The organism is Citricoccus sp. (genome assembly GCF_032154715.1).
Lineage (GTDB): Bacteria > Actinomycetota > Actinomycetes > Actinomycetales > Micrococcaceae > Citricoccus.
On record NZ_JALDXU010000020.1, the window covers coordinates 1 to 21,341 of the forward strand.

General features: G+C 68.7%; 18 protein-coding genes. 12 read left to right on the forward strand and 6 right to left on the reverse strand.

Annotated features, from left to right (window positions below; all coding sequences use genetic code 11):
* The first annotated feature begins 124 nt into the window (after positions 1-124).
* The gene (locus RUH65_RS05380; RefSeq protein WP_313816227.1) at positions 125-967 is read left to right on the forward strand and encodes a metal-dependent hydrolase; all 843 of its coding nucleotides are present in this window, start codon (positions 125-127) and stop codon (positions 965-967) included.
* On the opposite strand, the gene RUH65_RS05385 is transcribed toward RUH65_RS05380, so the two are convergent.
* From RUH65_RS05385 to RUH65_RS05400, 4 genes are all read right to left on the reverse strand, one after another.
* Entirely contained in the window at positions 964-1,593 is a 630-nt protein-coding gene (locus RUH65_RS05385; protein ID WP_396179653.1) for an HNH endonuclease family protein, read from the reverse strand. The genes RUH65_RS05380 and RUH65_RS05385 overlap by 4 nt on opposite strands.
* 215 nt (positions 1,594-1,808) lie before the next feature.
* The gene (locus RUH65_RS05390; protein WP_313816229.1) at positions 1,809-2,729 is read right to left on the reverse strand and encodes an excalibur calcium-binding domain-containing protein; all 921 of its coding nucleotides are present in this window, start codon (positions 2,727-2,729) and stop codon (positions 1,809-1,811) included.
* A gap of 281 nt (positions 2,730-3,010) precedes the next feature.
* Positions 3,011-4,186, reverse strand: a complete 1,176-nt coding sequence (locus RUH65_RS05395; protein ID WP_313816230.1) for an FAD-dependent monooxygenase — start codon at positions 4,184-4,186, stop codon at positions 3,011-3,013.
* A gap of 45 nt (positions 4,187-4,231) precedes the next feature.
* The gene (locus RUH65_RS05400; protein ID WP_313816232.1) at positions 4,232-5,266 is read right to left on the reverse strand and encodes an ABC transporter substrate-binding protein; all 1,035 of its coding nucleotides are present in this window, start codon (positions 5,264-5,266) and stop codon (positions 4,232-4,234) included.
* Between the two features lie 197 nt (positions 5,267-5,463).
* Between RUH65_RS05400 and RUH65_RS05405 the strand changes: the two genes are divergently transcribed.
* Positions 5,464-6,222 carry an IclR family transcriptional regulator gene (locus RUH65_RS05405; protein WP_313816233.1) on the forward strand — a complete coding sequence of 253 codons (759 nt, stop codon included), beginning with the start codon at positions 5,464-5,466 and terminating at the stop codon, positions 6,220-6,222.
* 9 nt (positions 6,223-6,231) lie between these two features.
* On the opposite strand, the gene RUH65_RS05410 is transcribed toward RUH65_RS05405, so the two are convergent.
* Entirely contained in the window at positions 6,232-6,993 is a 762-nt protein-coding gene (locus tag RUH65_RS05410; RefSeq protein WP_313816234.1) for an IclR family transcriptional regulator, read from the reverse strand.
* A 163-nt stretch (positions 6,994-7,156) separates the two neighbouring features.
* Here RUH65_RS05410 and RUH65_RS05415 point away from each other — a divergent pair, with 163 nt between their 5' ends.
* The 6 genes from RUH65_RS05415 to RUH65_RS05440 all read left to right on the forward strand — a co-directional run bounded on the left by RUH65_RS05415 (position 7,157) and on the right by RUH65_RS05440 (position 13,327).
* Positions 7,157-8,230 carry a mandelate racemase/muconate lactonizing enzyme family protein gene (locus RUH65_RS05415; protein WP_313816235.1) on the forward strand — a complete coding sequence of 358 codons (1,074 nt, stop codon included), beginning with the start codon at positions 7,157-7,159 and terminating at the stop codon, positions 8,228-8,230.
* Positions 8,227-9,156 (forward strand): lactate/malate family dehydrogenase, encoded by a 930-nt coding sequence (locus RUH65_RS05420; protein WP_313816236.1) that lies wholly within the window; start codon positions 8,227-8,229, stop codon positions 9,154-9,156. The genes RUH65_RS05415 and RUH65_RS05420 overlap by 4 nt, the downstream gene beginning before the upstream one ends.
* Before the next feature lie 64 nt (positions 9,157-9,220).
* The gene (locus RUH65_RS05425) at positions 9,221-10,180 is read left to right on the forward strand and encodes a tripartite tricarboxylate transporter substrate-binding protein (protein WP_313816237.1); all 960 of its coding nucleotides are present in this window, start codon (positions 9,221-9,223) and stop codon (positions 10,178-10,180) included.
* Between the two features lie 56 nt (positions 10,181-10,236).
* Positions 10,237-10,755 carry a tripartite tricarboxylate transporter TctB family protein gene (locus RUH65_RS05430; RefSeq protein WP_313816240.1) on the forward strand — a complete coding sequence of 173 codons (519 nt, stop codon included), beginning with the start codon at positions 10,237-10,239 and terminating at the stop codon, positions 10,753-10,755.
* A 1-nt stretch (position 10,756) separates the two neighbouring features.
* Positions 10,757-12,289 (forward strand): tripartite tricarboxylate transporter permease, encoded by a 1,533-nt coding sequence (locus tag RUH65_RS05435; protein WP_313816241.1) that lies wholly within the window; start codon positions 10,757-10,759, stop codon positions 12,287-12,289.
* 12 nt (positions 12,290-12,301) lie between these two features.
* Positions 12,302-13,327: an MBL fold metallo-hydrolase gene (locus RUH65_RS05440; RefSeq protein WP_313816242.1), complete on the forward strand. Its 1,026-nt coding sequence runs from the start codon at positions 12,302-12,304 to the stop codon at positions 13,325-13,327.
* Between the two features lie 76 nt (positions 13,328-13,403).
* Here the strand turns inward: RUH65_RS05440 and RUH65_RS05445 are convergent, their stop codons facing one another.
* A complete protein-coding gene (locus RUH65_RS05445; protein WP_313816243.1) occupies positions 13,404-16,187 on the reverse strand; it encodes a hypothetical protein in 2,784 nt (927 codons plus the stop codon).
* Between the two features lie 446 nt (positions 16,188-16,633).
* On the opposite strand from RUH65_RS05445, the gene RUH65_RS05450 reads away from it, so the two are divergent.
* The 4 genes from RUH65_RS05450 to RUH65_RS05465 are packed head-to-tail and all read left to right on the forward strand — an operon-like array spanning position 16,634 to position 21,307.
* Positions 16,634-17,626 (forward strand): phosphate/phosphite/phosphonate ABC transporter substrate-binding protein, encoded by a 993-nt coding sequence (locus RUH65_RS05450; protein ID WP_313816244.1) that lies wholly within the window; start codon positions 16,634-16,636, stop codon positions 17,624-17,626.
* The gene (phnC, locus tag RUH65_RS05455; protein WP_313816245.1) at positions 17,616-18,404 is read left to right on the forward strand and encodes a phosphonate ABC transporter ATP-binding protein; all 789 of its coding nucleotides are present in this window, start codon (positions 17,616-17,618) and stop codon (positions 18,402-18,404) included. The genes RUH65_RS05450 and phnC overlap by 11 nt, the downstream gene beginning before the upstream one ends.
* A gap of 1 nt (position 18,405) precedes the next feature.
* Positions 18,406-20,049: a phosphonate ABC transporter, permease protein PhnE gene (gene phnE / locus RUH65_RS05460; protein WP_313816246.1), complete on the forward strand. Its 1,644-nt coding sequence runs from the start codon at positions 18,406-18,408 to the stop codon at positions 20,047-20,049.
* Position 20,050: 1 nt separating this feature from the next.
* Positions 20,051-21,307, forward strand: a complete 1,257-nt coding sequence (locus RUH65_RS05465; protein ID WP_313816247.1) for a cytochrome P450 — start codon at positions 20,051-20,053, stop codon at positions 21,305-21,307.
* Positions 21,308-21,341 lie beyond the last annotated feature (34 nt).

Here is a 21,341-nt window from a genome sequence, read left to right on the forward strand (position 1 = left end):
GGGCACGTCGCCGGTCGCCGGCCGGGCAACCCGGCCGTGGCGTGGTTAACTAGATCGCTGGCGAATCGACAGCTGGCCCTCCCTCGCCCCCTTCTCGGAGGCCTGCCGGGAAGGAACACCGCCCATGATGGGACCGCACCATGCCGCCTGTGGAGCCGCAACCTGGGTGCTGATCGCCGCGGACTCTGCGGTGCCGCTGGGCCCGCTCGCCAGCGTCGGGCTCTTCGGACCGGAATCCGCGCTGGTGCTGCCCGAGACGATCCCGCTGGGCTTCGGGCTGCTCCCGGGGATCACGGACCTCGGCATCCTGACCGGAGCGATTGTGGCCGCCGGGGCCGCGCTCCTGCCGGACGCCGACCACCGCAGTGCGTCGATCGCCCATTCGCTGCCACCGGTGTCCGAGTGGATCTGTGCGGCCGTCGGCAGGATCGCCGGCGGGCACCGCAACGGCACCCATTCGCTGCTCGGTCTGGCCGTCTTCACTCTGCTGGCCTGGCTTCTCTCCACGGTGGCCCTGCCCACCGCCCTCGGCTTGCTGCCGGTGGGGGCGGGGCTGGGGACGGTGCTGCTGGCCTCGTTCGCCATCAAGGCGCTGACGTTCATGCCGGACCGGGCCCGGAAGATTCCCTGGTTGGTGGCCATCCCCCTGGGTGCCCTGGTGACGGTGGGGCTGGGGAACCAGGGTCAGCTCTTCGTGGTGGCCGTGGCCACCGGCGTGATCGTCCATATCGCCGGTGACATGCTCACGGACGGCGGGTGTAACCTGCTCTGGCCGGCCGCGCTGAAACCGCCGCGTACTGTGACGCGGACGCCTGGCCTGAAGGAGTTGTGGAGCAGCGGCGGGCGGATGAAGTTACCCCTCCTCGGGCCCACCGGATCCCGGCGCGAGTGGGCCCTGGCGGTGCCGATCTCGCTAGTCGCGATGGTTGGAATCTTCGCCGCGCTGGTCGGCGTGGTGACAGGCTAGGCAAGACACTGCGTCGTGATGATCCGGCGGATCGCGTCCCGCTCCGCGGCGGTCACCCACAACTCGTACTTCGCCTTGACCGCCGTCTGGCGGGTGACATAGTCGCACCGGAACCCTTGGTTCGGAGGCAGCCACGTGGCGGCGTCGCCGTCACCCTTGGCCGAGTTGGTCGGCCCGTCCACGGCGAGGAGGTTGAGGGGATCGTTGGCGAACTCGACCCTCTCATCCGCGTCCAAGAGCTGGGCGCCCTTCTGCCAGGCGTCGGACAGCGCGACGACGTGGTCGATCTGCACGTCGGTGCTGGTGTCCTGCCCGCGGACGAACTCGATGGTATCTCCCGTGAAAGGGTCCTGGAGGACGCCCGAGAGGATCACGCAGCCCTGAGTCCCCGGCTTGGCCACAGCATCGACGAGGTCTCTGCGCAAGACATCATTGCGGGTATCGCACCCGTTCCGGTCGGCGTCATTCCATCCCCGACCGAAGAGGTCCCGGTCGTATCCCGTCCGGGGCGCCCGACCCTTTACGGCCAGGGCATCCAACTGCGCGAGCACCGTTACTTGCCGGGCTTCCGGGCGCCATTCAGATTCAGGTCCTTGGCCGCTGGGTTCAATCTCCGGTGTCGCCATAGGTGATGTCGGCGTTGAACCGGCCGGGGGCTCGTCCTCTATCAAGGACCACACAGCTTCCGACCCGATGGTGATCGGTTCCGGCGTCGGAGCCTCGGAACCGATCACCAGGGGCTCAGCGGGTGCTGACGTCGCGGAGCCCTGGACGCCGCAACCTGCGACGGCCACTGCCAGGAGCAGGCCGAGGCCTGCGGACCATTGAGTGGTGCGAGGGTTCACTCGCAACCGATGCCGTCGCCATCGCGGTCCAGCTTCCGGCTGTAGCCGGGCTGGCCGGCGCGGATGGGGGCTGCACCTGCCGCTCGAACGGCATCACAGTTCTTGTAGAACGCGGACGTCGGAGCAGTATTCTGCGAGGGCGACTGGACTTGCCGGGGAGCCTGCTGTTCCGCCTCACGGGCAGCCTCTGCTTCAGCGGCCGCAGCGCGCTCGGCAGCAGCCTCTTCCGCCGCTTCCTGTTCCGCTGCCTCAGCTGCAGCCTTCCGCTCGGCCTCCTGGGCGGCCTCCTGCGCGGCCTTCTTCTCGGCTGCTTCCTTCTCCGCGGCCTCCTGCTCCGCCGCTTCCTTCGCAGCGGCTTCCTCTGCGGCCTTCTTGGCGGCGGCTTCCTCTTCAGCGGCGAGCTTCGCGGCCTTCTCCACGGCCACGTCATGGTCGGCGGCGGTAAACCAGACGAGACCGCCGTCTCCGTCGTCATCACAGTGCAAGTTGTCCTCGCCCTGGCTCATCACGAGATGATCGGCATCGCAGGCCTCCCCCACGAAGTCGGTAAGCGTGGGCTCTTCACTGACGGTGATGGACGGTGCAGCGGTGGGAGTCTCAGCCGATGCCACCTGTCCCGTGGTCGCCGCCGGCAGGGTGCTGCTGAATACCACGGCTGAGACGATGAACAGGACGAAGGTACCGCCGAGGAGTCCACCGGCGACGCGTCGGTTCCGGATCCGTGCCCAGCGCAGTCCACCGACGATCAGGGCGATGAGAGCGATGATGAATGCCGGGATAGACAGGACCACGATGAGGGCCGGCGCGAAGATGAGCAGCAGGATCAGGACGACAAGAGCGGCCACCCCCGTGATCAGCCAGCGCTTGCGATTGACGGAAGTCGGGAGGGCAGAGTCCACCCCAGGAAAGTTGTTCATTTATGAGTCCCCATGAGAAAAGACGAGTGATAGCGTAATCATACTGACAGTTGGCTCATAAAGTAGTCGGGAAAGTCACATTCAGTGTCATGCTCGTCACTCGACTCGGGCTCATCTCCCCCAGCGGCAATGTCCCTGACGGCACTGAGGATTGTCAGCGGATTCCTGAACCTGACGGTCCGCTGGCTCCACGAGATCAGCGAGAACACGGACTTGCGCTGCCGCTCCCTCCGCGCCATCACTCGCCGTCCGGTCCGCACCTACTGGCGGAGCCCCCTACCTCAGCGCGAGGGCGCCAGCGGCGGCGCCACGAGTGAATCGGCATCATGGTTGCTCAGCCACCCATAGAACGGCGCCATCTTCCGGATCCTCTCGTCCCGCGCGTCGTAGTCTTCCTCGACCACCGAATCGTAGAGGTGCCCTGCCTCCAGGGACGCCAACTGCACGGCATTCGCCCGCTCCAGGCGCAACGACTGGTACTGCGCCAGGGCCGCGGGGGCGTCCGCCACGGTGGAGCCTTCGAGTGCGGCGGCCAGTGCAAAGGCGTCCTCGATGGTCTGGCTGCCGCCTTGACCGAGGTGGGGCAGCATGGCGTGGGCGGCGTCGCCGAGCAGGGCGAGCCGTCCGCTGGTCCAGCTGGTCAAGGGGGGCCTGTCGAACAGTCCCCACTGGAACGTGTCCGTCACCCGTTCGATCAGGCCGGTGACCACGGGATCCCAGCCGGTGAACTCCGCCGCGAGTTGTGCCGGATCGCCGGGCGCCGTCCAGGAGTCCCGCTCACCCCCGTGGGCCGGGACCACCGCGACGATGTTGATCAGCCGGTCCGCCCGGATCGGGTACACCAGGAAGTGCTTCCCCGGACCGATCCACATCTTCGAGGTCCCCCACTCCCAGTCCTCCGCCCCCGTGACGGGCACCAGGGCCCGGTAGGCCGCGGTCCCGGAGGATCGCGGAGCGGCGACCTCCCCGATGACGTTGCGGCGCACGATGGAGTGGATGCCGTCCGCGCCGATCACGACGTCGGCGCGGACGCTCTCACCGTTCTCAAAACGCAGGCGCACCCCCGAGTCATCCTGCTCAAGATCGATCAGCCGGTGACCGGTATGGATCGCGGAGTCCGGCAGCGCGGAGGCGAGCACCTCGATCAGGTCGGCGCGGTGCACCCCGAAGACCCGGCGGTCCCATGCGGCACCGGGCTCCCGGAGCGTGGAGATGAACGAGCCGTCCGCCCGCAGCTGGAAATACCCCTGGTCCAGGTGCGAGCCGACCCGCTCGATCTGCGCCAGCAGACCGAGGCGCTCGAGCAGCCGCCAGCCGTTGGACGCGAGCGAGATGCCCGCTCCGATCTCCCCGAGTGCCCGGGCCTGTTCGAAGACCTCGGCGTCGATGCCGCGCCGCCGCAAGGCGGCCACCGCGGCCAATCCCCCGATGCCTGCTCCGATGACAGCAACTTTCATTCCTACTCCTCCAAGGTGAAGACGGCGGTCCGGACGGCCAGAGCCTTAAGGCTGGACATAGAGGGATTCGACATCCAGCGGGTTCTCGGCCATGCCGTACTTGAGCATCAAGTCGTAGATGGTCTGCATCTTCTCCATCGGCAGGTCCGTGTGCGCCGGCTCCAGACGGATCGACTGGGCGGTCTCCTCGTCCATCTTCAGGAACTCCGGCAGCATGGCCCGGACGCCCTCCTCGTCCTGGGCGGCACGCTCGGCCGATTCCGTCAGCGCCTCCCGGAAGGCGGTCACGAGTTCCGGGCTCTCCTCGGCGATCGATGCGCTGGTGAAGGGGATGGTCAAGGGCATACCGTCCATGACCTCCTGGTTCGGATACCCGACGACCACGTTCTCGGGATCGGCCATGGCCCGGCTCATGAAGGGCTCGGGCAGCCACACGGCGTCCACATTCCCCTGTTCGAGCTGGGCCAGCATGTCCGGGAACGGCATCTCGTTGAAGTTGATCTTCTCCGGATCAGCGCCGGCCATCTCCGCGGCCTCCATGATGGAAAGGTCGCCCAAGGTGTGGACGGCGTTGACGGACACGGTCTGATTCTCCAAGTCATCGAAACCGGTGATGCCGGAGTCCTTGCGGGCGATCACGGCATTGATGTCATCACCCTCGGCGGAGGACCAGGAGTACCCGGAGACCACCTTCATGGGCAGGCCCTGATCCGCCGCGGTCAGCACGGACATGGGATTGCCCACCGCGAACTGCATGGACCCGTTCTGGACCGCCGGCAACAGTGCCGCGCCGCCCTGGCCCTCGACGAGTTCGACGTCCAGTCCGTGGTCCTCGAAGATCCCTTCGGCCACGCCGTAACGGAGCTCCGTGGAGGAGGCGATGGCGATGGTGCCCACCGAGATGCTCGTCAGCTCGCCGGAACTCGCTGACGCGGGGCTCGAACCGCCCTCGGAGGCGGACTCCTCGGCGCCCGTCGGTGACCCGGAACCGCAGCCGGCCAGCACCAGGGTGCCGGCGGCAAGGGCGGCGACCAGGCCCCGGCGGAGCGTGGGGGTGATGGATGCAGCGTGGGAGGTCATGGTGCTTCCTTTGTCAGGGACGGGAGCGGGTGATTCCTGAAGTAAAGACCGGAACCGGGGAATCGACAATGGAATCCGAAGCCCTTTCCCTCTTGCGGAAAGAGTCAGAATCGCGGCCCTTGAACGGATCCGCATCACCCCTTGTATCGCGGCGCAGGCGCCTGGCACTCTTTCCCCTATGTGGAAAGGTGGCGAGGATGCTCCAGACCGTTGACCGCGCCCTCCGGCTCGTCCGGCTCGTGGCCTCCCGGGGTGAGATGACCCTCACCGAGGTGGCCGGCGCCCTCCAGATCAGCGCGTCCATGGCGCACCGGCTCTTGCGTACGTGCGCCGAGGCCGGTTACCTCGATCAAGAACTGCGCCACGGCCCGTACACGCTCGGCCCCGTCCTCCGGCAGATCACCGCCGATGTGGCCCGTGGTTCGACGTTGCCCGATCTGCTCGGAGGCGTGTTGCGGCAGGTCGCCGAGGGAATGCTCGAGACGACCAGCCTCGCCGTCCTGGAGGGCCGGAACATCCGGTTCATCCTGACGGAGGAGGGCACCCATCTGGTGCGGATTGCCCGTCCGGTGCGGACGGTGACCCCGGCTCACGCCACGGCGGCCGGGCGGGCGATGCTGGCGGGCCTGACCGACGACGACCTGGCGGCGCGGTATGAGGGCGCCGCCCTGGAGACGGTCCAGCCCGGAACCATCCAGGACTGGACCCAACTCAAGGCCGAGATCAAGAAGGTCCGTAACCGGGGATGGGCCATCCAGGTCGGCGAGGCACAACCGGGGGTGGCCGCACTGGCCATGCCACTGCGGGACGGCTTCGGCCAGACGGTGGCCGCGGTGACGGTCATGGTTCCGTACCTCCGGCTCAGCCGGTCGGACGACGCCCGCTCCCTGGCTCGCCGCCTGAGGCCGTACGCCGATCAGATGGAACGGCGGTTGGCTTCCGGTTCAGCCCGGTGACGTGCTCCGTCAGGTCATCGGACGGAGGCCGGCCGCAGCCAGGATTCGGTCCCGCGCCTCCTCCACCAGCTCGCCATAGTGGACCACGTTGTCCTCCTCGAAGCGGTGGCTGGGAACGGCGATGGCCAATCCGTACTCGGCCGGGTTCCCCGGTCCGGCCAGCGGCAGGGCGATGCCCACCCCTGAGATCTCCGAACGCCAGCTGCCACGGTTGACCGAGAAGCCTCGGGCCCGGATCTCGTCCACCTCGGCCAGAAGTTGCTCCGGCTCCGGACGTCGCTCGGAAGGCAGCGCCGCCACCTGACGGTCGATGTACGCCTGCAGATCAGATCGGTCCCAACTCGCCAGGAGGGCCCGGCCTGATCCGGAGAGGTGCATCGGCACGGTGGTCCCGATGGGATCGAACACGCGGATCGACTTCGTCGACTCCACCCTGTCGATGACCACGATGCTGTCCCCCTCCTGGTGGGTCACGTGGATGCTCTCATCGGTCTTCTCGTTCAGCCAATGCTGGACCTCCCACGTCAACTCCCGGATCTCAAGCCCCGGGCCGGCATGGGCCAGCGTCCAGATGCGCGGGGTCTGAATCCATTGCCGTGGATTGGTGCGGTCCCGTTTTAGCCAACCGTTGCGCTGGAGGACCTCGAGAGATCTCTGCACCGATGACTTCGGCAGATCCAACTGCCGAGCGATCTCCGAGACGCCCACGGGCTGCTGGGTGATGACACATTCGACCACGCGAAGCGCATTGGTGACGACCTGCATGGGCATCCCTCCTGGGGTGAGAGCACGGTCGCCCACCGGACGCTTCTCCGGAATTCAGCCGCACCTGTTGACAGTTAGTGTGACGTGCGACACGATCATCTGTGCCACCTGGAAACACATTGTTCCATCCCACGGCACAAATGACCAGCATCTTGACGAAACGAGCGGCATGAAGATTGAGAACATCGACACCTGGATCCTGCGGGTGCCCTTCCTCCGGGAGACGGCCGACTTCGACGATGCCCACCACGAGCTGATCGGCGTGACCGTCCATTCCGAGGGCCTCACCGGGATGGGGTACAGCTTCATCACCGACCATGCCGGCGGCACCTCCGTCAAGGCCCTGCTCGACGACCTGCTCGTCCCCAGCGTCCTGGGCCGAGACGCCTCACAGCCCGAGCGGATCTGGAATGCGATGGAGGAGCTCACTCACCGGATGGGCACCGGCATCAACCGGTTCGCGATGGCCAGTATCGACATCGCCTTGTGGGACCTCAAAGCCAAGTCGAACGGCCACTCGCTGGCCGCCGAGATCGGCCAGATCACCGACGATGTCCCCGTGTATGGATCCGGGAAGGCCGGCGGCCGCCTCTCCGTGGATGAACTGGTCCGGCTCTCCCAGGAGTATGTGGACTCCGGCTTCGACGCCGTCAAGATCCGCGTGGGCCGGGACCTCGGCGAGGACCCCGCCCGCATCGCCGCCGTGCGCTCGGCCCTGGGCGAGCACGTGAAGATCATGATCGATGCCAACGAACGGCTCAGCTACTCCAGCGCACTGTCGCTGGGGCGCCAGCTGGCCGAGCACGACATCTTCTGGTTCGAGGAGCCCGTCGTGTACACGGACCGTCGCTCCCACCTGGAACTGGCGCGTCACCTGCCGATGCCCATCGTCGGGGGCGAGCACCACTGCAGCTCCGCCGAGTTCCTGGACTACGTCACCGAACGGGCCTTCGCCATGGTCCAGCCCAATGTCTGCATGGTCGGCGGCGTCACCGAGATGGTGCGGATCATGCACCTGGCCGATGCCCAGGGTGTGGGGTTCGCCCCCCACCTGATGACCGACCTCAACATCCATCTGGCCGCCGCCACGAACAGCACCGTCTACGTCGAGTACTTCCCCTTCCTCGAGCCGTACACCACCAACCGGCTGGAGATCGCCGACGGGCGGGCGACGGTCCCGACCGCGGCCGGCCACGGGATCGAGTTCACCGACGAGACCTTCACGAAGTACCGGATCGCATGAGCGCCCGCACGCCCTCCTGGCCCCAGCGGATCTCCATCATCGGCGCCGCCGGCCTGGTCGGCTCCTCAGCCGCCGCCTCGCTGGCCACCCAGGGGATCGGCCAGGAGTTGTATCTCCAGGACCGCCGGGACAACCTCGTCGAGGCGCACCGGATCGATCTCTCCGATGCTCAGGCGGTGCTGGGCGTCGACCGCCCCCGCATCCTGGCCGGCTCCCCGGACCAACCCGTCGACTTCGTGGTCGTCGCCGCCTCCCTGCCGGAGACCCCGGACGGTGACCGTCGCGACTTCCTGGCGGCGAACGCCCAGCTGCTCGCCTCGTTGGCGGAGCAGATCCGCCGCGAAGCCGGCGACGAGGGCCTGGTCCTGCTGCTGACCAATCCCGTGGACATCCTGGCCGACTGGTTGCAGCGCCATCACGGCTTCGCCGCAGAACGGTTGATCGGCTACGCCTTGAACGACTCAGCTCGGTTCCGCAGCGCCATCGCCCGGGAGCTCGGCACGGAGGTCACCTCGGTGACGGCCAGCGTCCTCGGAGAGCACGGCAAGGGCCAGGTCCCGGCCTTCTCCTCAGTGCGCGTCGATGGCCAGCCCGTCGCCTGGCCGGACGGTGCCGTCGATCGGGTCCGGGCCGACGTCGACGGCTGGTTCGAGCGGTGGTCCCGGCTCAAACCGGGGCGTAGCTCCGGTTGGGCCAGTGGCGCCGGCGTCATGCACCTCATCCGCTCCCTGGCAGCCGGTGGACAGGTCATCACCACGGCCTCCACCTCCGGCATCGACGGCCTTCCCGAGACCTTCATGGCCCTGCCCACCCACTTGGTGGAAGGCCGACCCCGCGCCGTTCTCCCCGAGTTGTCGCAGCAAGAATTCTCCGCGCTCCAGGAGGCAGGCGAATCCATCCGTCACACCGCCCTCACCCTGAACTGAACCTCGATCCCCCACCACTGCACCACCTCACCACCGCACCACCGCACCACCGAAAGGACATCTCATGCATCGGAAAATCGTCGCCACCACGTCCGCACTCTCCCTCCTCCTCCTCACCGGTTGCGGCCAAGGCTCCAGCGGTGAGACCAACGACGACGGCACCTGGAGTCCCTCGGGCACCGTCGAGATCGCGGTCGGAGCCCAGCCCGGCGGAGGCAGCGACATCCTGGGCCGCGCCTTCGCCTCCGGGCTCGAGGAGCACACGGGCGACTCGGCCGTCGTCGAGAACTACGACACGGTCGAAGGCGTCCTGATCGTCAAGAACGAGCCCGGCAAGGCCGACATCGTGGGCGTCGGGAACTACTCGAACATGGTGGTGCGTCCTCACGAACAGGACGTGGGCTACACCTGGAAGGACTACACCCAGTTGGCCCTGGTCGCGGAGGATGTCTCCTACGTGGTCGCCCAGTCCGGTGCCTTCAGCTCCGCCGAGGAGATGATCGAGCGGGCCTCCGGCGAAGGCCTGACCATCGCCCAGGTCGGCTCCGGCGCCGCGGACAGCCTGCTGACCGGGCAACTGGGGGATGCCTTCGATATGAACCTCAAGCCGGTGGTCTACGAGGGTGGCGGCGACTCGATCCGCGGCGTGCTGTCCGGTGACGTGGACCTCGCGGTCCTGGAAGCCGCCGAGTTCCTGCCTCAGGTGGAGGCCGGCGAACTGGACGTCGTCCTCAGCACCGGGACCGAACCGGCGGAGCACCCAGAGCTGTCCGAGGTGCCGCTGGCCAGTGACCTCGGCACGGATCAACGTTTCTCCACGCAATGGCGTGTCATCTTCGGGGCCCCGGACCTCGACGAGGCGCAGCAGGAGTACTGGATGGACGCCATCGAGGCCTGGACCGAGAGCGATGCCTACGACGAGTACATCGAGAGCAACGCCCTGTCCCCCGCGCTCATCACCGGGGAAGAGCTGACCTCGTACATCGAGGACAGTGAGCAGGACCTGCTTGAGAACACGGAGTGATCCCGATGATGACCGATGCGGAACGGCAGCATGAGGCGTCGCCTCCAGACTCCCCCGTGCGGGAACACTCTACGGACCCCGTCCGGCCGAACTACGTGGGCATGGCCTTCCTGGTCTTCCTGGCGGTGCTGGGCATCGTCTACGTGGGCATGTCCCTGTCCTACGGGTGGTCCGCCGAGACGAATCCCCTGGGGCCAGGAGCCGCACCGGCTGCCCTGGGCATCCTGCTCATCGCGGGCTGCCTGGTCCTGTTGATGCAGGAGGTCAGAAGCCACCGCAGAGCAGTTGCCGCGGCGGCCCAGGGTATCCCGCCCGCTGAGGCCGCCGCTCCCGGCGTCCGGGACCTGGTCAAGCCCGTACTCATCCTGCTCATTGTCATCGCAGGACTCATACTGACCACCGTCATCGGCATGATGATCGCGATGCCGCTGGTGGTGTTGGCCATCGCCCTGTTCGTGGAGAAGCTGAAACCGGTGCCGGCCCTCATCATGGCCGCCGTGACCGCCCTCATGCTCTGGCTGGTCTTCCAGCAGCTCCTCTCCATCCGGTTCCCCACCAACCTGATCGGACTCTGACATGGACCTGATGCAGAACATGCTCAACGGCTTCAGCGTCGCACTCGAACCGGAGAACCTCCTGTTCTGCCTCGTCGGCGTCCTGCTGGGCACCGTCATCGGGATGCTGCCCGGCATGGGCTCCGCCTCTGGCGTGGCCGTCCTGCTGCCCCTGACCCTGACCCTGGACCCGGTCACCGCGCTGATCATGCTGGCCGGTCTGTACTACGGCACGGAGTACGGCTCCACCATCAGCGCCGTCCTCATCAGCACGCCCGGTGACGGCGCGGCCCTGGTGACCGTGATCGACGGCCACCAGATGGCACTCAAGGGCAGGGCAGGCCAGGCCTTGGCCATCGCGGCCATCGCCTCGTTCGTCGCGGGCACCATCTCCGTGGTGTTCCTCAGCGTGCTGGCCCCCTTCTTCGCGGCCATGTCTCTGAACTTCGGCCCTCCGGAGATGTTCGCCCTCATGCTGCTCGGGCTGCTGACGGTGGGCGGGATCATCGGCCGGAATCCGCTCAAGGGCATTCTCATGGCCGTGGTGGGCGCCATGATCGCGATGGTCGGCATCGACTCGCAGACCTCGACCCTGCGGTTCGCCTTCGACCGAGCGGAACTGTACTCGGGGGTCAGCCTCGTCGCCGTCGTGGTCGGCATCGTGGCCCTGGCCGAGCTGGCGACCCAGGGGGCCTCGGGCCACGTGAAGCCGATCCGCACCCGATTCCGGGACATGATCCTGTCCCGCAAAGATCTGCGCAAGGCCAGTGGCGCCATCGGCCGCGGAGGGCTGCTGGGGTTCATCATCGGCGTCCTCCCGGGCGCGGGACCCACCCTGGCCACGTTCTTCACCTACGGCGTGGAACAACGCATCGCGAAGGACAAGTCCCAGTTCGGCCATGGGGACATCCGCGGCGTGGCGGCACCCGAGGCGTCCAACAACGCCGCGGTCAACGGGGCGTTCATCCCCACCCTGACCCTCGGCATCCCGGGCTCGGCCACCACGGCCATCCTGCTCGGTGCCTTCATCCTGTTCGACATCCAGCCCGGTCCGCAGCTCTTCGAGCAGCAGGGCGACCTGGTCTGGGGCCTCATCGCCTCGTTCTACATCGGCAATATCCTGCTGCTGGCGCTCAATCTGCCGTTGGCGCCGGTGTTCGCCTCCGTGCTCCGCATCAAGTACACCTACCTGTATCCCGTCGTGTTGATCGTGGCCGTCGTGGCCGCCTATGCGGTGTCCTCCCGGCTGTTCGATGCGTTCCTGGCGGCGGGGCTGGCCGTGTTCGGCGTCCTCATGAAGCAGCACGGCTACCCCGTGGCCCCGCTGGTCCTCGGCCTCGTGCTGGGTGGCATGGTCGAGGCCGAGCTGCGGCGTTCGCTGGCCATCGGCGACGGGACGCTGGGCATATTCCTGGACCGTCCGATCGCGCTGCTGATCCTGGGGCTCGCTGTCCTGCTCATCGCCGTCCCACAGGTCGTTCGCGTGCTCCGCCGGCGCTCCTCCCACGGCCTGTCGGAACAGCCGGAGGCCACCAGGACCGGGGCGGACGCCTGAATGCCGGATTCCATGGAGGTACCACGCACACGGGTGATCACCCTGGGCACAGCCGGAGGGCCGAGGTTCTGGCGCAACACGGACCGTTCGGGCATCGCCACGGCCATCGTCGTCCCGGATGGTTTCTATCTGGTGGACTGCGGCCAGGGCGTCGGCCGTCAGCTGGTGCGGGCTGGATTGGATCCGGCCCGGCTGAAGGGCATCTTCCTGACCCACCTCCATTCGGACCACACGGTGGACCTCAACGGCGTGGCCCTCTTCTCCCTCACCGCGTTGCAGCACCGCCGTGGCAGTCCGGTACCGATCCTCGGGCCGGGCGACCGTGGTGTCCTGCCGCCGCCGTCCCCGCGGGCCAAGAAGGCCCCGGCGCCCTTCAATCCGGCTCATCCGACGCCAGGAACAGAGGTCATGTTCCGCAAGCTGATGGAGGCCCACGCCACGGACATCAACGACCGCGTCCTCGACTCACTGCGCCCGAGTCCCACGGAGATCTTTGGTGCGCAGGACATCGAGATACCGGAAGGCTCGGGATACCACCCCAATGAGAATCCGACGCCGGACATGGAGCCCTGGGTGGTCTTCCGCGACGAGGAGGTGGTCGTCAGCGCCACGCTGGTGCGTCACCCGCCGATCGCGCCCGCCTTCGCCTTCCGGTTCGATACGCGGGACGGCGCGGTCGTCATCTCCGGCGACACGGCTTTCACGGACAATCTCGTCCGACTGTCCACGGGTGCGGGACTCCTGCTGCACGAGGCCCTGGACTTCGAGTTCATGGAACGGCAGTACCAGGACCGACCCGACCCGACCTCGGTGGCCTCGCTGGAGCACCACCACAAGTCCCACAGCTCCATTGCGGATGCCATCCGCGTCGCCGAGCAGGCCCGCGTCCCGCGACTGGCCCTGCACCATCTGGTCCCCGGCACCGTGGCCCGCGAGCGCTGGCTGAATGCCGGCGCGGGCTTCTCCGGCGAGTTCATGGTGCCGGAGGATCTCGACGAGCTGGACTGCCGCACGGACCTCGGGGGGCGGGCCGGTTAGACACGGCCCGCTCCGCGGCGCTTCACCCCCCCCCCGGAACGCAGACCCCGGGTCGGCACACCTGGGCGAGACGCCCTCAGCCGCGGTAGTCACCCCAGTTCCGCACGTCCCACATCCGTGCCGGCTGGCCCGGTGCCTCGCCCGAGGTGAACCGCGCGGCACCCAACTCCAGGTCTGAACCGGCGTCCACGCGGGCGGCGAGGCGGTCGAGCTGCCGCGGTGCGGTGGACTGCCACCGGCCGGTCTCGATCCGGTCGAACAGGGCGGTCAGGGCCGCGGCCTCCTCCGCCGGGGTGAAGGTGCAGTGCCCCTCGGAGGCCACGAAGGTCTGGCGCAGCTGGCGCGCGGACCCGGCGGCGTTCACAGTGGACCGGTAGGCGGCGTCATCGGCGGTGGTCCCGGCCCCGTCCCCGGTGGTGTGGAGGGACAGTACCGGGGCCCCCAGTTCTCCGGTGAAGGTGGCGGTCTGCTCCACCAGCCGTACCGTCTCCGGATCGGCGGAGAGCCGTTCAGCACGGTCCAGGGTGCGCAGATCCTCGGTCAGGGACAGCCCGGCCTCCCGGTAGGCCTGCTGGACCTCGGCCCAGCGGCCGGAGCGCTGAAGCTCGCGCCGGTAGTCCACGCCCGTGTTCCAGGAGAAGGTGCCACCCACGGTCTGTTCATACCCGGCCCGCACGTGGCTGCCCATCGCGAACGGCAGGTGCTCGATGTACCGGTCGATCCGCGCCTCCAGTTGGCCGCGGCCGATCTCCTGGCCGGTCTCCGGGTCCACGGCGGGGATCTTGCTCAGCGCGGCGGCGAGGACGGCCCGGGCCCGGCCCTCGTCCGTGGAGTCGGCCCGTGCCACCAGCTCGTTCATGGCCTCCAGCTCGGCCGCACGGTCCTCGATGCCCTGGATCTGCATGGCCGAGTCTGGATCGACCAGCTCGCGCAGGGCGAAGGCGGTGTCCAGCTTGTAGTTCCAGGTGCTGACGGCCCCCGCGCCGCCGCCGCACATCGGCAGGGAGCCGGCCAGCCACTCCGGCGCGGCATCGGCGACGATCCTGGTCGCCAGCCCGCCCTGGGACCGCCCGGCCACCACCACGTCATCGGCGTCACCGGCCAGCCGCTCGAAGGTCTCCACGGCGGCGCCGGCGTTGGACTCGTCCAGTACGAGGTCCCAGCCGTCGCTCAGCTCGTACCCGATGGTCCCGTACCCCTGTTCGGCCAGCCACTGAGCGGTCACCCCGGTAAGATCGTCCCGCCCCGGCATCACCACGAGGTCACCGTTCCAGCCGGCGGGCTGGTGCAGTGTGTACGCCCGATCCCCGTCCAGCATCCCCTGACGGGACACCGCCTCGGGTGCCGGCCCCCGCTCCGGCCGGTTCATCGGATCGGGGCGGACGGAGGCGAACGAGCCGCCCCGGTCCAGTCCGTCCCGTCGGGCGATGCGGTCGGCGGCCCGGTTCAGGTGTGACGGCTTCGTGGTGGCACCCCAGCGCCCGGTGTCCAGCCGTTGCTGCAGCGCTTCCACGAGGGCGGCCATCTCCGCATCGGCATAGTCGCAGTGGCCGGGACGGTCCACGAACGCCTGCCGCAGTAGGGGTTCGTCCCCGTTCTCCCGCACGCGGTCCGCATAGGTGCGGGCCTGGGTGACGGTGGGCGCGGTGTCCCCGGTCTCATGCAGGGTCAGAACCGGGCCGCCGATCTCGCCGGCCGGCGTCGCGTTCCGCTGCATGTAGGCGACCGCCTCCGGGTCCGCCGAGATCCGTTCGGCGCCCGCCAGGGTCTCCAGGTCCTGGTCCAGGGAGAGCCCCGCCTGGCGGTACAGGTTCCGCACCAACTGTTGCTGGTCCGAGCCCTGCAGGGCTTTCGTGTAGTCGACTCCGGTGTTCCAGGAGAAGTTGCCGCCGGCGCGGTCCTCGAGGGGCTGCCGCGGCGAGACCACGCCGAACATGAACGCCTGGTAGAGCTGGTCCTGCTGGGCGGCCCAGTCCCGCGCTGACGGCTTCTCGTCCCCCGCCTGCGTCCACGGCGGGATCTGCGCCAGGCTCGCGGCGAGCGCGATGCGGGCACGCCCCTCCGGCGTCTCCTGCGCCGCATCGAGCACCTCACGGAAGGCGGCCTGGCGCTCGGCCTCGTCACTGACGTTGACCAGGTGGAGTCGCTCATCCCCGGGCGCCAGCAGGGTCCGCAGGGCGAAGGTGCCGTCCAGGCTGCCGTTGAGCATGGGGACGGCTCCGGCCACGGACCCGCACAGGGGCAGCGCGGCATCGATGACGTCGGCATGCTGCTCCAGGGCTGCCACCGAGGTCAGTCCGCCCATGGACGAACCCCAGGCGATGACGTCCTCCGGCTCCCCCAATTGTTCCCGGACGGCGGACATCACCAGCGGCTGGTTCTCCAGCAGCCCCTCCACCGCCCATCCGCCATCGGCCGAGGAGGTCCCCGCCAGGGCATACCCGCGTTCCACGAGCCAGTCGACGATCCCTTCGCTGGGTCCGGCCGAGGGGTCCGAGCCGCCGCCTCCGTAGCCGGGGTTCCAGATCAGCACCGTGCCGTTCCACCGCTCCGGGGTCACCAGCACGTAGTGTCCGCCGTTCGGCAGCTCTCCGCGGACGGTCCCGGAACCGCCCGTCGTCCCGCCCGTGGCCGACGTCGGCGCGGCACCGACCGCGCCCACCGGTCCGGCCAGCGCGGGCACGGGAGCCAACAGGGCGGAGGCGAGGGCGGCGGCCAGGGTGGCGCCGGCCAGGACGCGTCCGCGCCGTTTTCCGGGCGCCTGAGCCGAACGAGTCGGCAGGGAGGTGCGGGCGTGGGACCGGCGTCGGCTGTGGTCGTGATTCCAGTCGGCGGAGTTCACAGGAGGGATAGTGGACATGTTTCGGACTCGCCTTCGGTGCAGGAGATACAAGGGATGAAGACCACGAGACGCGCACGAGATGCGGGGGGCGCAGGGGTATGCCGGCCAGGGGGCACACCGCTGCCGCAATGTCAGCCCCCGGATCGACGGGAGGTACACAGGCTGCATATTTTGTGCCGCTTCAATGACTAACTGCGGCTGATCACCGCCGTCGTCTCCGAGGAACTGCGTGGGATGGCTCATACCGTGGCATGCCCCAGCACTCTTGTCAACGCTGGCCTCTCTACGATTTCCATTGACATCCACAACGGATTCTGTTGTGATATGAGACACGTTGAGGTTGCACCTCACGCCATGCACTTCAATTGGCGACACTTATCTCATCGGTCAGACACCCACCTGCCCTCTATTGATCCCCCCTGACCCCCCTCTGACCCCCATCTGGACTTTCCCGAGGAGAGACCATGCGCACCCATCTCAAGACCCTGGGCCTCCTGGCCGCAGCCGCGATCGCCCTGACGGCCTGCGGCGAGAGCCCCAACGCCCGGCCGGCGGACACCACCAGTGACGCCCCCGCCGAACTCGTCTTCGCCGTGGTCCCCACGGACAACAGCGAGGAACTGCTGGCCTCCTTCGAACCGGTGGTCGCGGCCATCGAGGAGGAGACCGGCCTGCCGGTGGAGATCCAGGCCGTCAGCAACAATGCCGGGGTGATCGAGGCCCAGGTCTCCGAGCGCGTGGACATCGCGGTCTACGGGGCGTTCTCCTACTACCTGGCCTCAGACGTGGCAGAGGTGGAGCCCGTGGCGAAGGACCAGCTCACGCCCGAGCCCGGTTCCGGCTCGGTCAGCTCGCTCGGCGTCACCGCGCCGGGCAGCGGCATCAGCTCGCTGGAGGACCTGGAGGGCAAGGACGTCTGCTTCACGGACCCGGCCTCCACCACGGGGTACCTGGCCGCGGCCGCCGCCCTGATGGAGGCGGGCCTCGACCCGGAGGAGGACCTGAACCCCGTCTTCGCCGGCTCCCATGACGTGGCGGTCACCCAGATGATCGCCGGTGACTGTGATGCCGCGTTCGTGGCCGAGACCTTCGTGACGGAGCTGCTGCCGGCCCGCGGCATCATCGAGGACGGGGACACGGAGACTTTCTTCACCTCCGACCCCATCCCGGGCACGCCCATGGTGGTGGGCTCCTGGCTCTCCCAGGACATCAAGGACGGCGTGGTCCGCGCCATGGAGAAGTACGACGCCGTCTCCGCCGTGGAGGCCGGCTTCTGCGAGGAGGACGCCCAGCGTGAGGCCCCGGCCCCCTGGGGCGAGGACGTGGCCGGCGGCCCCGCCTGCGAGTGGGGCGGCACGGGCGCCTTCGCCTTCGAGCCGGCCACGGACGCCGACTACGATCCGATCCGCGAGATCTGCGAGACCACCCAGGCGGAGGTCTGCCGTGATGACGCTTGAGAAGCCCGCGGCCGAGACCGCGCAGCACTCCCCCAGCATCACCCTCGATGGGGTCGTCAAGCGGTTCGGGGACAACACGGTGCTGCACGGGGTGGACCTGCAGATCCACCCCGGAGAGTTCATCGCCCTGGTGGGCCCCTCCGGCGCCGGCAAGTCGACCCTGCTGCGCCTGCTGAACGGCAGCCATTCCCCGACCGAGGGCCACGTGCAGGTCCTCGGCCGGGAGCCGGCCCGCTGCAGCCGGCGCGAGCTGCGGCGCCTGCGCACCGAGATCGGCTTCGTGTTCCAGCAGTTCGGTCTGGTCGGCCGGCTCACCGCCCTGGAGAACGTGCTGATGGGCGCCCTGGGCTCCCTGACCATGCCCCGCTACGGGATCATGACCTACCCGAAGCAGCTGCGCGAACGCGCCGTGGAGAACCTGGAGCGGGTCGGCCTGGTGGACCAGCGCTTCCAGCGGTGTGACACGCTCTCCGGCGGCCAGCAGCAGCGCGTGGCCATCGCCCGCATGCTGATGCAGGACGCCCGCCTGGTCCTGGCGGATGAGCCCGTGGCCTCCCTGGACCCGGCGGCCAGCATCTCCGTGCTGGAGACCCTGAAGAAGCTCAGTGCCGAGGACGGCTTCACCGTGGTGTGCTCCCTGCACCAGGTGGACCTCGCCCTGGAGGTCTCGGACCGGATCGTGGCCGTGCGGGACGGGCAGTTCATCCTGGACAAGCCCACGCACACCACGAACGAGCCGGAGATCCGCGCCATCTACCAAGCCCACCGGGGTGCCTGACATGCCCACCACGCTCACCCCGCCGGACACACGGGGCCGGACACCGGATCCCGCGCCGGCCCGGCCGCCCCGGGCCCTTGCGGCCACCTGGGTGATCCCACTGATCCTGGGGGCCATCACGGTCTTCGGCCTGTGGTGGATCGATGTCCGCCCCGCGGCCATCGCCGCCGGCTTCGAGGACATCACCCGCCTGCTGGGCCGGATGTTCCCCGCCACCAGCGGCCCCGTGCCGGAACTGGCGGCGCTCGTCCTCGAGACCCTGCAGATCGCGATCGCGGGCACCGGCATCGCCGCCCTGGTCTCCATCCCGCTGGCGGCCGGCGCGGCCAACACCTTCACCGGGCCGCGCTGGGTCCAGTGGCTCTGCCGCACGCTGATCGTGGTCAGCCGCGCCGTGCCCTCCCTCGTCTTCGCCATCATCTTCGTGCGCATCTTCGGGCTCGGCCCGGCGGCCGGCGCGCTGGCCATCGCGTTCCACTCCGTGGGCATGATCGGCAAGATGATGACGGATGTCTTCGAGGAGATCTCCGCCGCACCCCGCGAGGCCGTGAACGCCACCGGTGCGAACCGCTTCCAGGTCTTCGTCGCCACCACCTTCACCCAGGCCCTGCCGCAGATGACCTCGTTCGTCCTCTACCGCCTGGACATCAACATCCGCGCGTCCTCCGTGCTCGGCCTCGTGGGCGCCGGCGGCATCGGCGTGGCCCTGCAGCGCTCCATCGGCAGCCTGGACTACCCCCGCGCCGCCGGGATCATCGCCGTCATCATCGTGCTGCTGCTCGTCCTCGAGCTCATCTCGAACCTGGTGCAGCGCGCCGTGTCCGAGCACGCCGGGGAGACCGAGCACTCCATGGCCTTCCCCCCGGGGAAGGACCTCGCCACCCCCGGCTGGAACGCACCCCGGGTGGGCCGCGCCGCGGGGCTGCTGGCCGGCGTCGTGCTCTTCCTCCTGTCCCTGTCCGCGCTGAGCATCTCCCCGGACCGGCTGGCCCGGGGCTGGGACAACGCGGTGGCCATGCTCACCGGGTTCGTGCCGCCCGTGTTCACCGCGGAGATCGCCCTGCGCCTGTTCGAGAGCCTCGTGATGGCCTTCACCGCCACCACCTTCGGCGTGCTGATCGGCCTGGTCATCGCGGTGTTCTCCACGGACCACCTCGTCCGGGTGCCGGTGCTCGGCTGGGCACTGCGCGGTGTCATCGTGGTGGTCCGCGGCGTGCCGGACATCGTCTACGCCATCGTGTTCGTGGCCGCCCTGGGGCTGGGTCCGTTCGCCGGGTTCCTGGCGCTGGCCATCTCCTGCACGGCGCTGGCGTCCAAGTTCTTCACGGATGCGCTGCAGAACATCGATCCGAGCCCCATCCGTGCCCTCGAGGCCGTGGGCGCCGGCCGGCTCCAGGCCTTCGTGGGCGGCGCCTGGCCCCAGTTCGTCCCCTCCTTCATCGGCAACAGCCTGTTCACGGCGGACCTGGCGCTGCGCGAATCGGCGGTCCTCGGGATCGTCGGCGCCGGCGGCATCGGGTTCCTGCTGCACGAATCCGTCACCTCGATCGACTACCAGACCACCGCCGGCATCCTGATCGGCCTCATCGTCGTGGTGGTCGCGGTGGAGCAAATGGCGCGCTGGGCGCGCAGGAAGGTCATCTGAGATGACAACCCCCCACCCCCCGAGCACGACGCCGGCCGGCACCGGCCGCTGCCCCTTCACCGGTGAGACGCGCACGTCCGAGTGGTCACCGGACCGCAACGAGACGTTCGGTTCCGCCCACGCCGACTATGCGGCCCTGCGCGAGCAGAACCCGTTCCCCTGGAGCGCGGACTACGGCGGCTTCTGGGCGGCCACCACCTATGAGGACATCCTGGCCATCACCCAGGACGACGAGCTGTTCAGCACGGCCAAGCAGAACGTAGTCCCGCACGTGCCCCGGGTCTCCCGCCGGCCACCGCTGCACTTCGACCCGCCGGAGCACACCGACTACCGCACCGCCATCGATCCGGTGTTCCGCCGCTCGGTGGTCACCGAGCACGCCGGCGCCTTCCGGGACAGCGCCCGCCGCCTGGTGGACGGGATGCTGATGGAGTCCTCCCCGGACGGGGTCCGGCATCTGGCGGCGCCGTTCGCCATGGACTGCTTCGCCTCCCTGCTCGGCCTGGCCCGGGACCAGACCCGGGAGATCCGGGAGATCGGCGTGCGCTACGGCTTCGCCATCCAGGACATGGACAACCCCGTGATCGAGGAGTGCAGCAAGCGGCTGTATGAGATCGCCCGCGAGATCTACGACCGGCGGCTGGCGGAGGACCCCGACCCGTCCCGGGACCTGGTGGCCAGCCTGCACCGCGCCGCCCTGGACCCGGACACCGCCATCACGGAAACCAGTGCCGTCGCCACCATCCGGCAGCTGATCGTGGCCGGGATGGGGGCGCCCCAGGCCGTGCTGGGCAGCTGCATCGCCCACCTGGCCACGGACTCCGGCCTCCAGGCGCACCTGCGGGCCCATCCGGAGGACCTACCCTCGGCGATCGAGGAGATGCTCCGCCTGCACGCCCCCTACCGGGTGTTCGCGCGGACCGCCAAGCGGGACACCGTGATCCACGGGCGGGCGGTGGCCCAGGACGAGCCCATCGCCCTGATCTTCCCCTCCGCCAACCGGGACGTGACCCGCTTCGAGGATCCGGACACGTTCGTCCTGCGGCGCAAGCAGAACAGCCACCTGTCCTTCGGCCGCGGTTCCCACAAGTGCCCGGCCGCTACGATGGGACGACTCGAGTTGCTCATCGCCCTAGAGGAGCTGCTCGCCCGGACGGAGACCTTCTCACTGGCAGGGGACATCGTGATGATGAACTGGCTCGAATACGGCCCCCGCTCCGTCCCACTGGCCCTGCGGCCCGCTGACAGGATGCCGTGAGCCCCACGGATCCGAGCCGCGGGAGCCTCCCCCG

Bases quoted from the DNA above. Each gene is read 5' to 3' on its own strand.
- RUH65_RS05380 (WP_313816227.1), top strand. From the start codon at position 125: ATGATGGGACCGCACCATGCCGCCTGTGGAGCCGCAACCTGGGTGCTG.
- RUH65_RS05385 (WP_396179653.1), bottom strand. From the start codon at position 1,593: ATGGCGACACCGGAGATTGAACCCAGCGGCCAAGGACCTGAATCTGAA.
- RUH65_RS05390 (WP_313816229.1), bottom strand. From the start codon at position 2,729: ATGAACAACTTTCCTGGGGTGGACTCTGCCCTCCCGACTTCCGTCAAT.
- RUH65_RS05395 (WP_313816230.1), bottom strand. From the start codon at position 4,186: ATGAAAGTTGCTGTCATCGGAGCAGGCATCGGGGGATTGGCCGCGGTG.
- RUH65_RS05400 (WP_313816232.1), bottom strand. From the start codon at position 5,266: ATGACCTCCCACGCTGCATCCATCACCCCCACGCTCCGCCGGGGCCTG.
- RUH65_RS05405 (WP_313816233.1), top strand. From the start codon at position 5,464: ATGCTCCAGACCGTTGACCGCGCCCTCCGGCTCGTCCGGCTCGTGGCC.
- RUH65_RS05410 (WP_313816234.1), bottom strand. From the start codon at position 6,993: ATGCCCATGCAGGTCGTCACCAATGCGCTTCGCGTGGTCGAATGTGTC.
- RUH65_RS05415 (WP_313816235.1), top strand. From the start codon at position 7,157: ATGAAGATTGAGAACATCGACACCTGGATCCTGCGGGTGCCCTTCCTC.
- RUH65_RS05420 (WP_313816236.1), top strand. From the start codon at position 8,227: ATGAGCGCCCGCACGCCCTCCTGGCCCCAGCGGATCTCCATCATCGGC.
- RUH65_RS05425 (WP_313816237.1), top strand. From the start codon at position 9,221: ATGCATCGGAAAATCGTCGCCACCACGTCCGCACTCTCCCTCCTCCTC.
- RUH65_RS05435 (WP_313816241.1), top strand. From the start codon at position 10,757: ATGGACCTGATGCAGAACATGCTCAACGGCTTCAGCGTCGCACTCGAA.
- RUH65_RS05440 (WP_313816242.1), top strand. From the start codon at position 12,302: ATGGAGGTACCACGCACACGGGTGATCACCCTGGGCACAGCCGGAGGG.
- RUH65_RS05445 (WP_313816243.1), bottom strand. From the start codon at position 16,187: ATGTCCACTATCCCTCCTGTGAACTCCGCCGACTGGAATCACGACCAC.
- RUH65_RS05450 (WP_313816244.1), top strand. From the start codon at position 16,634: ATGCGCACCCATCTCAAGACCCTGGGCCTCCTGGCCGCAGCCGCGATC.
- phnC (WP_313816245.1), top strand. From the start codon at position 17,616: ATGACGCTTGAGAAGCCCGCGGCCGAGACCGCGCAGCACTCCCCCAGC.
- phnE (WP_313816246.1), top strand. From the start codon at position 18,406: ATGCCCACCACGCTCACCCCGCCGGACACACGGGGCCGGACACCGGAT.
- RUH65_RS05465 (WP_313816247.1), top strand. From the start codon at position 20,051: ATGACAACCCCCCACCCCCCGAGCACGACGCCGGCCGGCACCGGCCGC.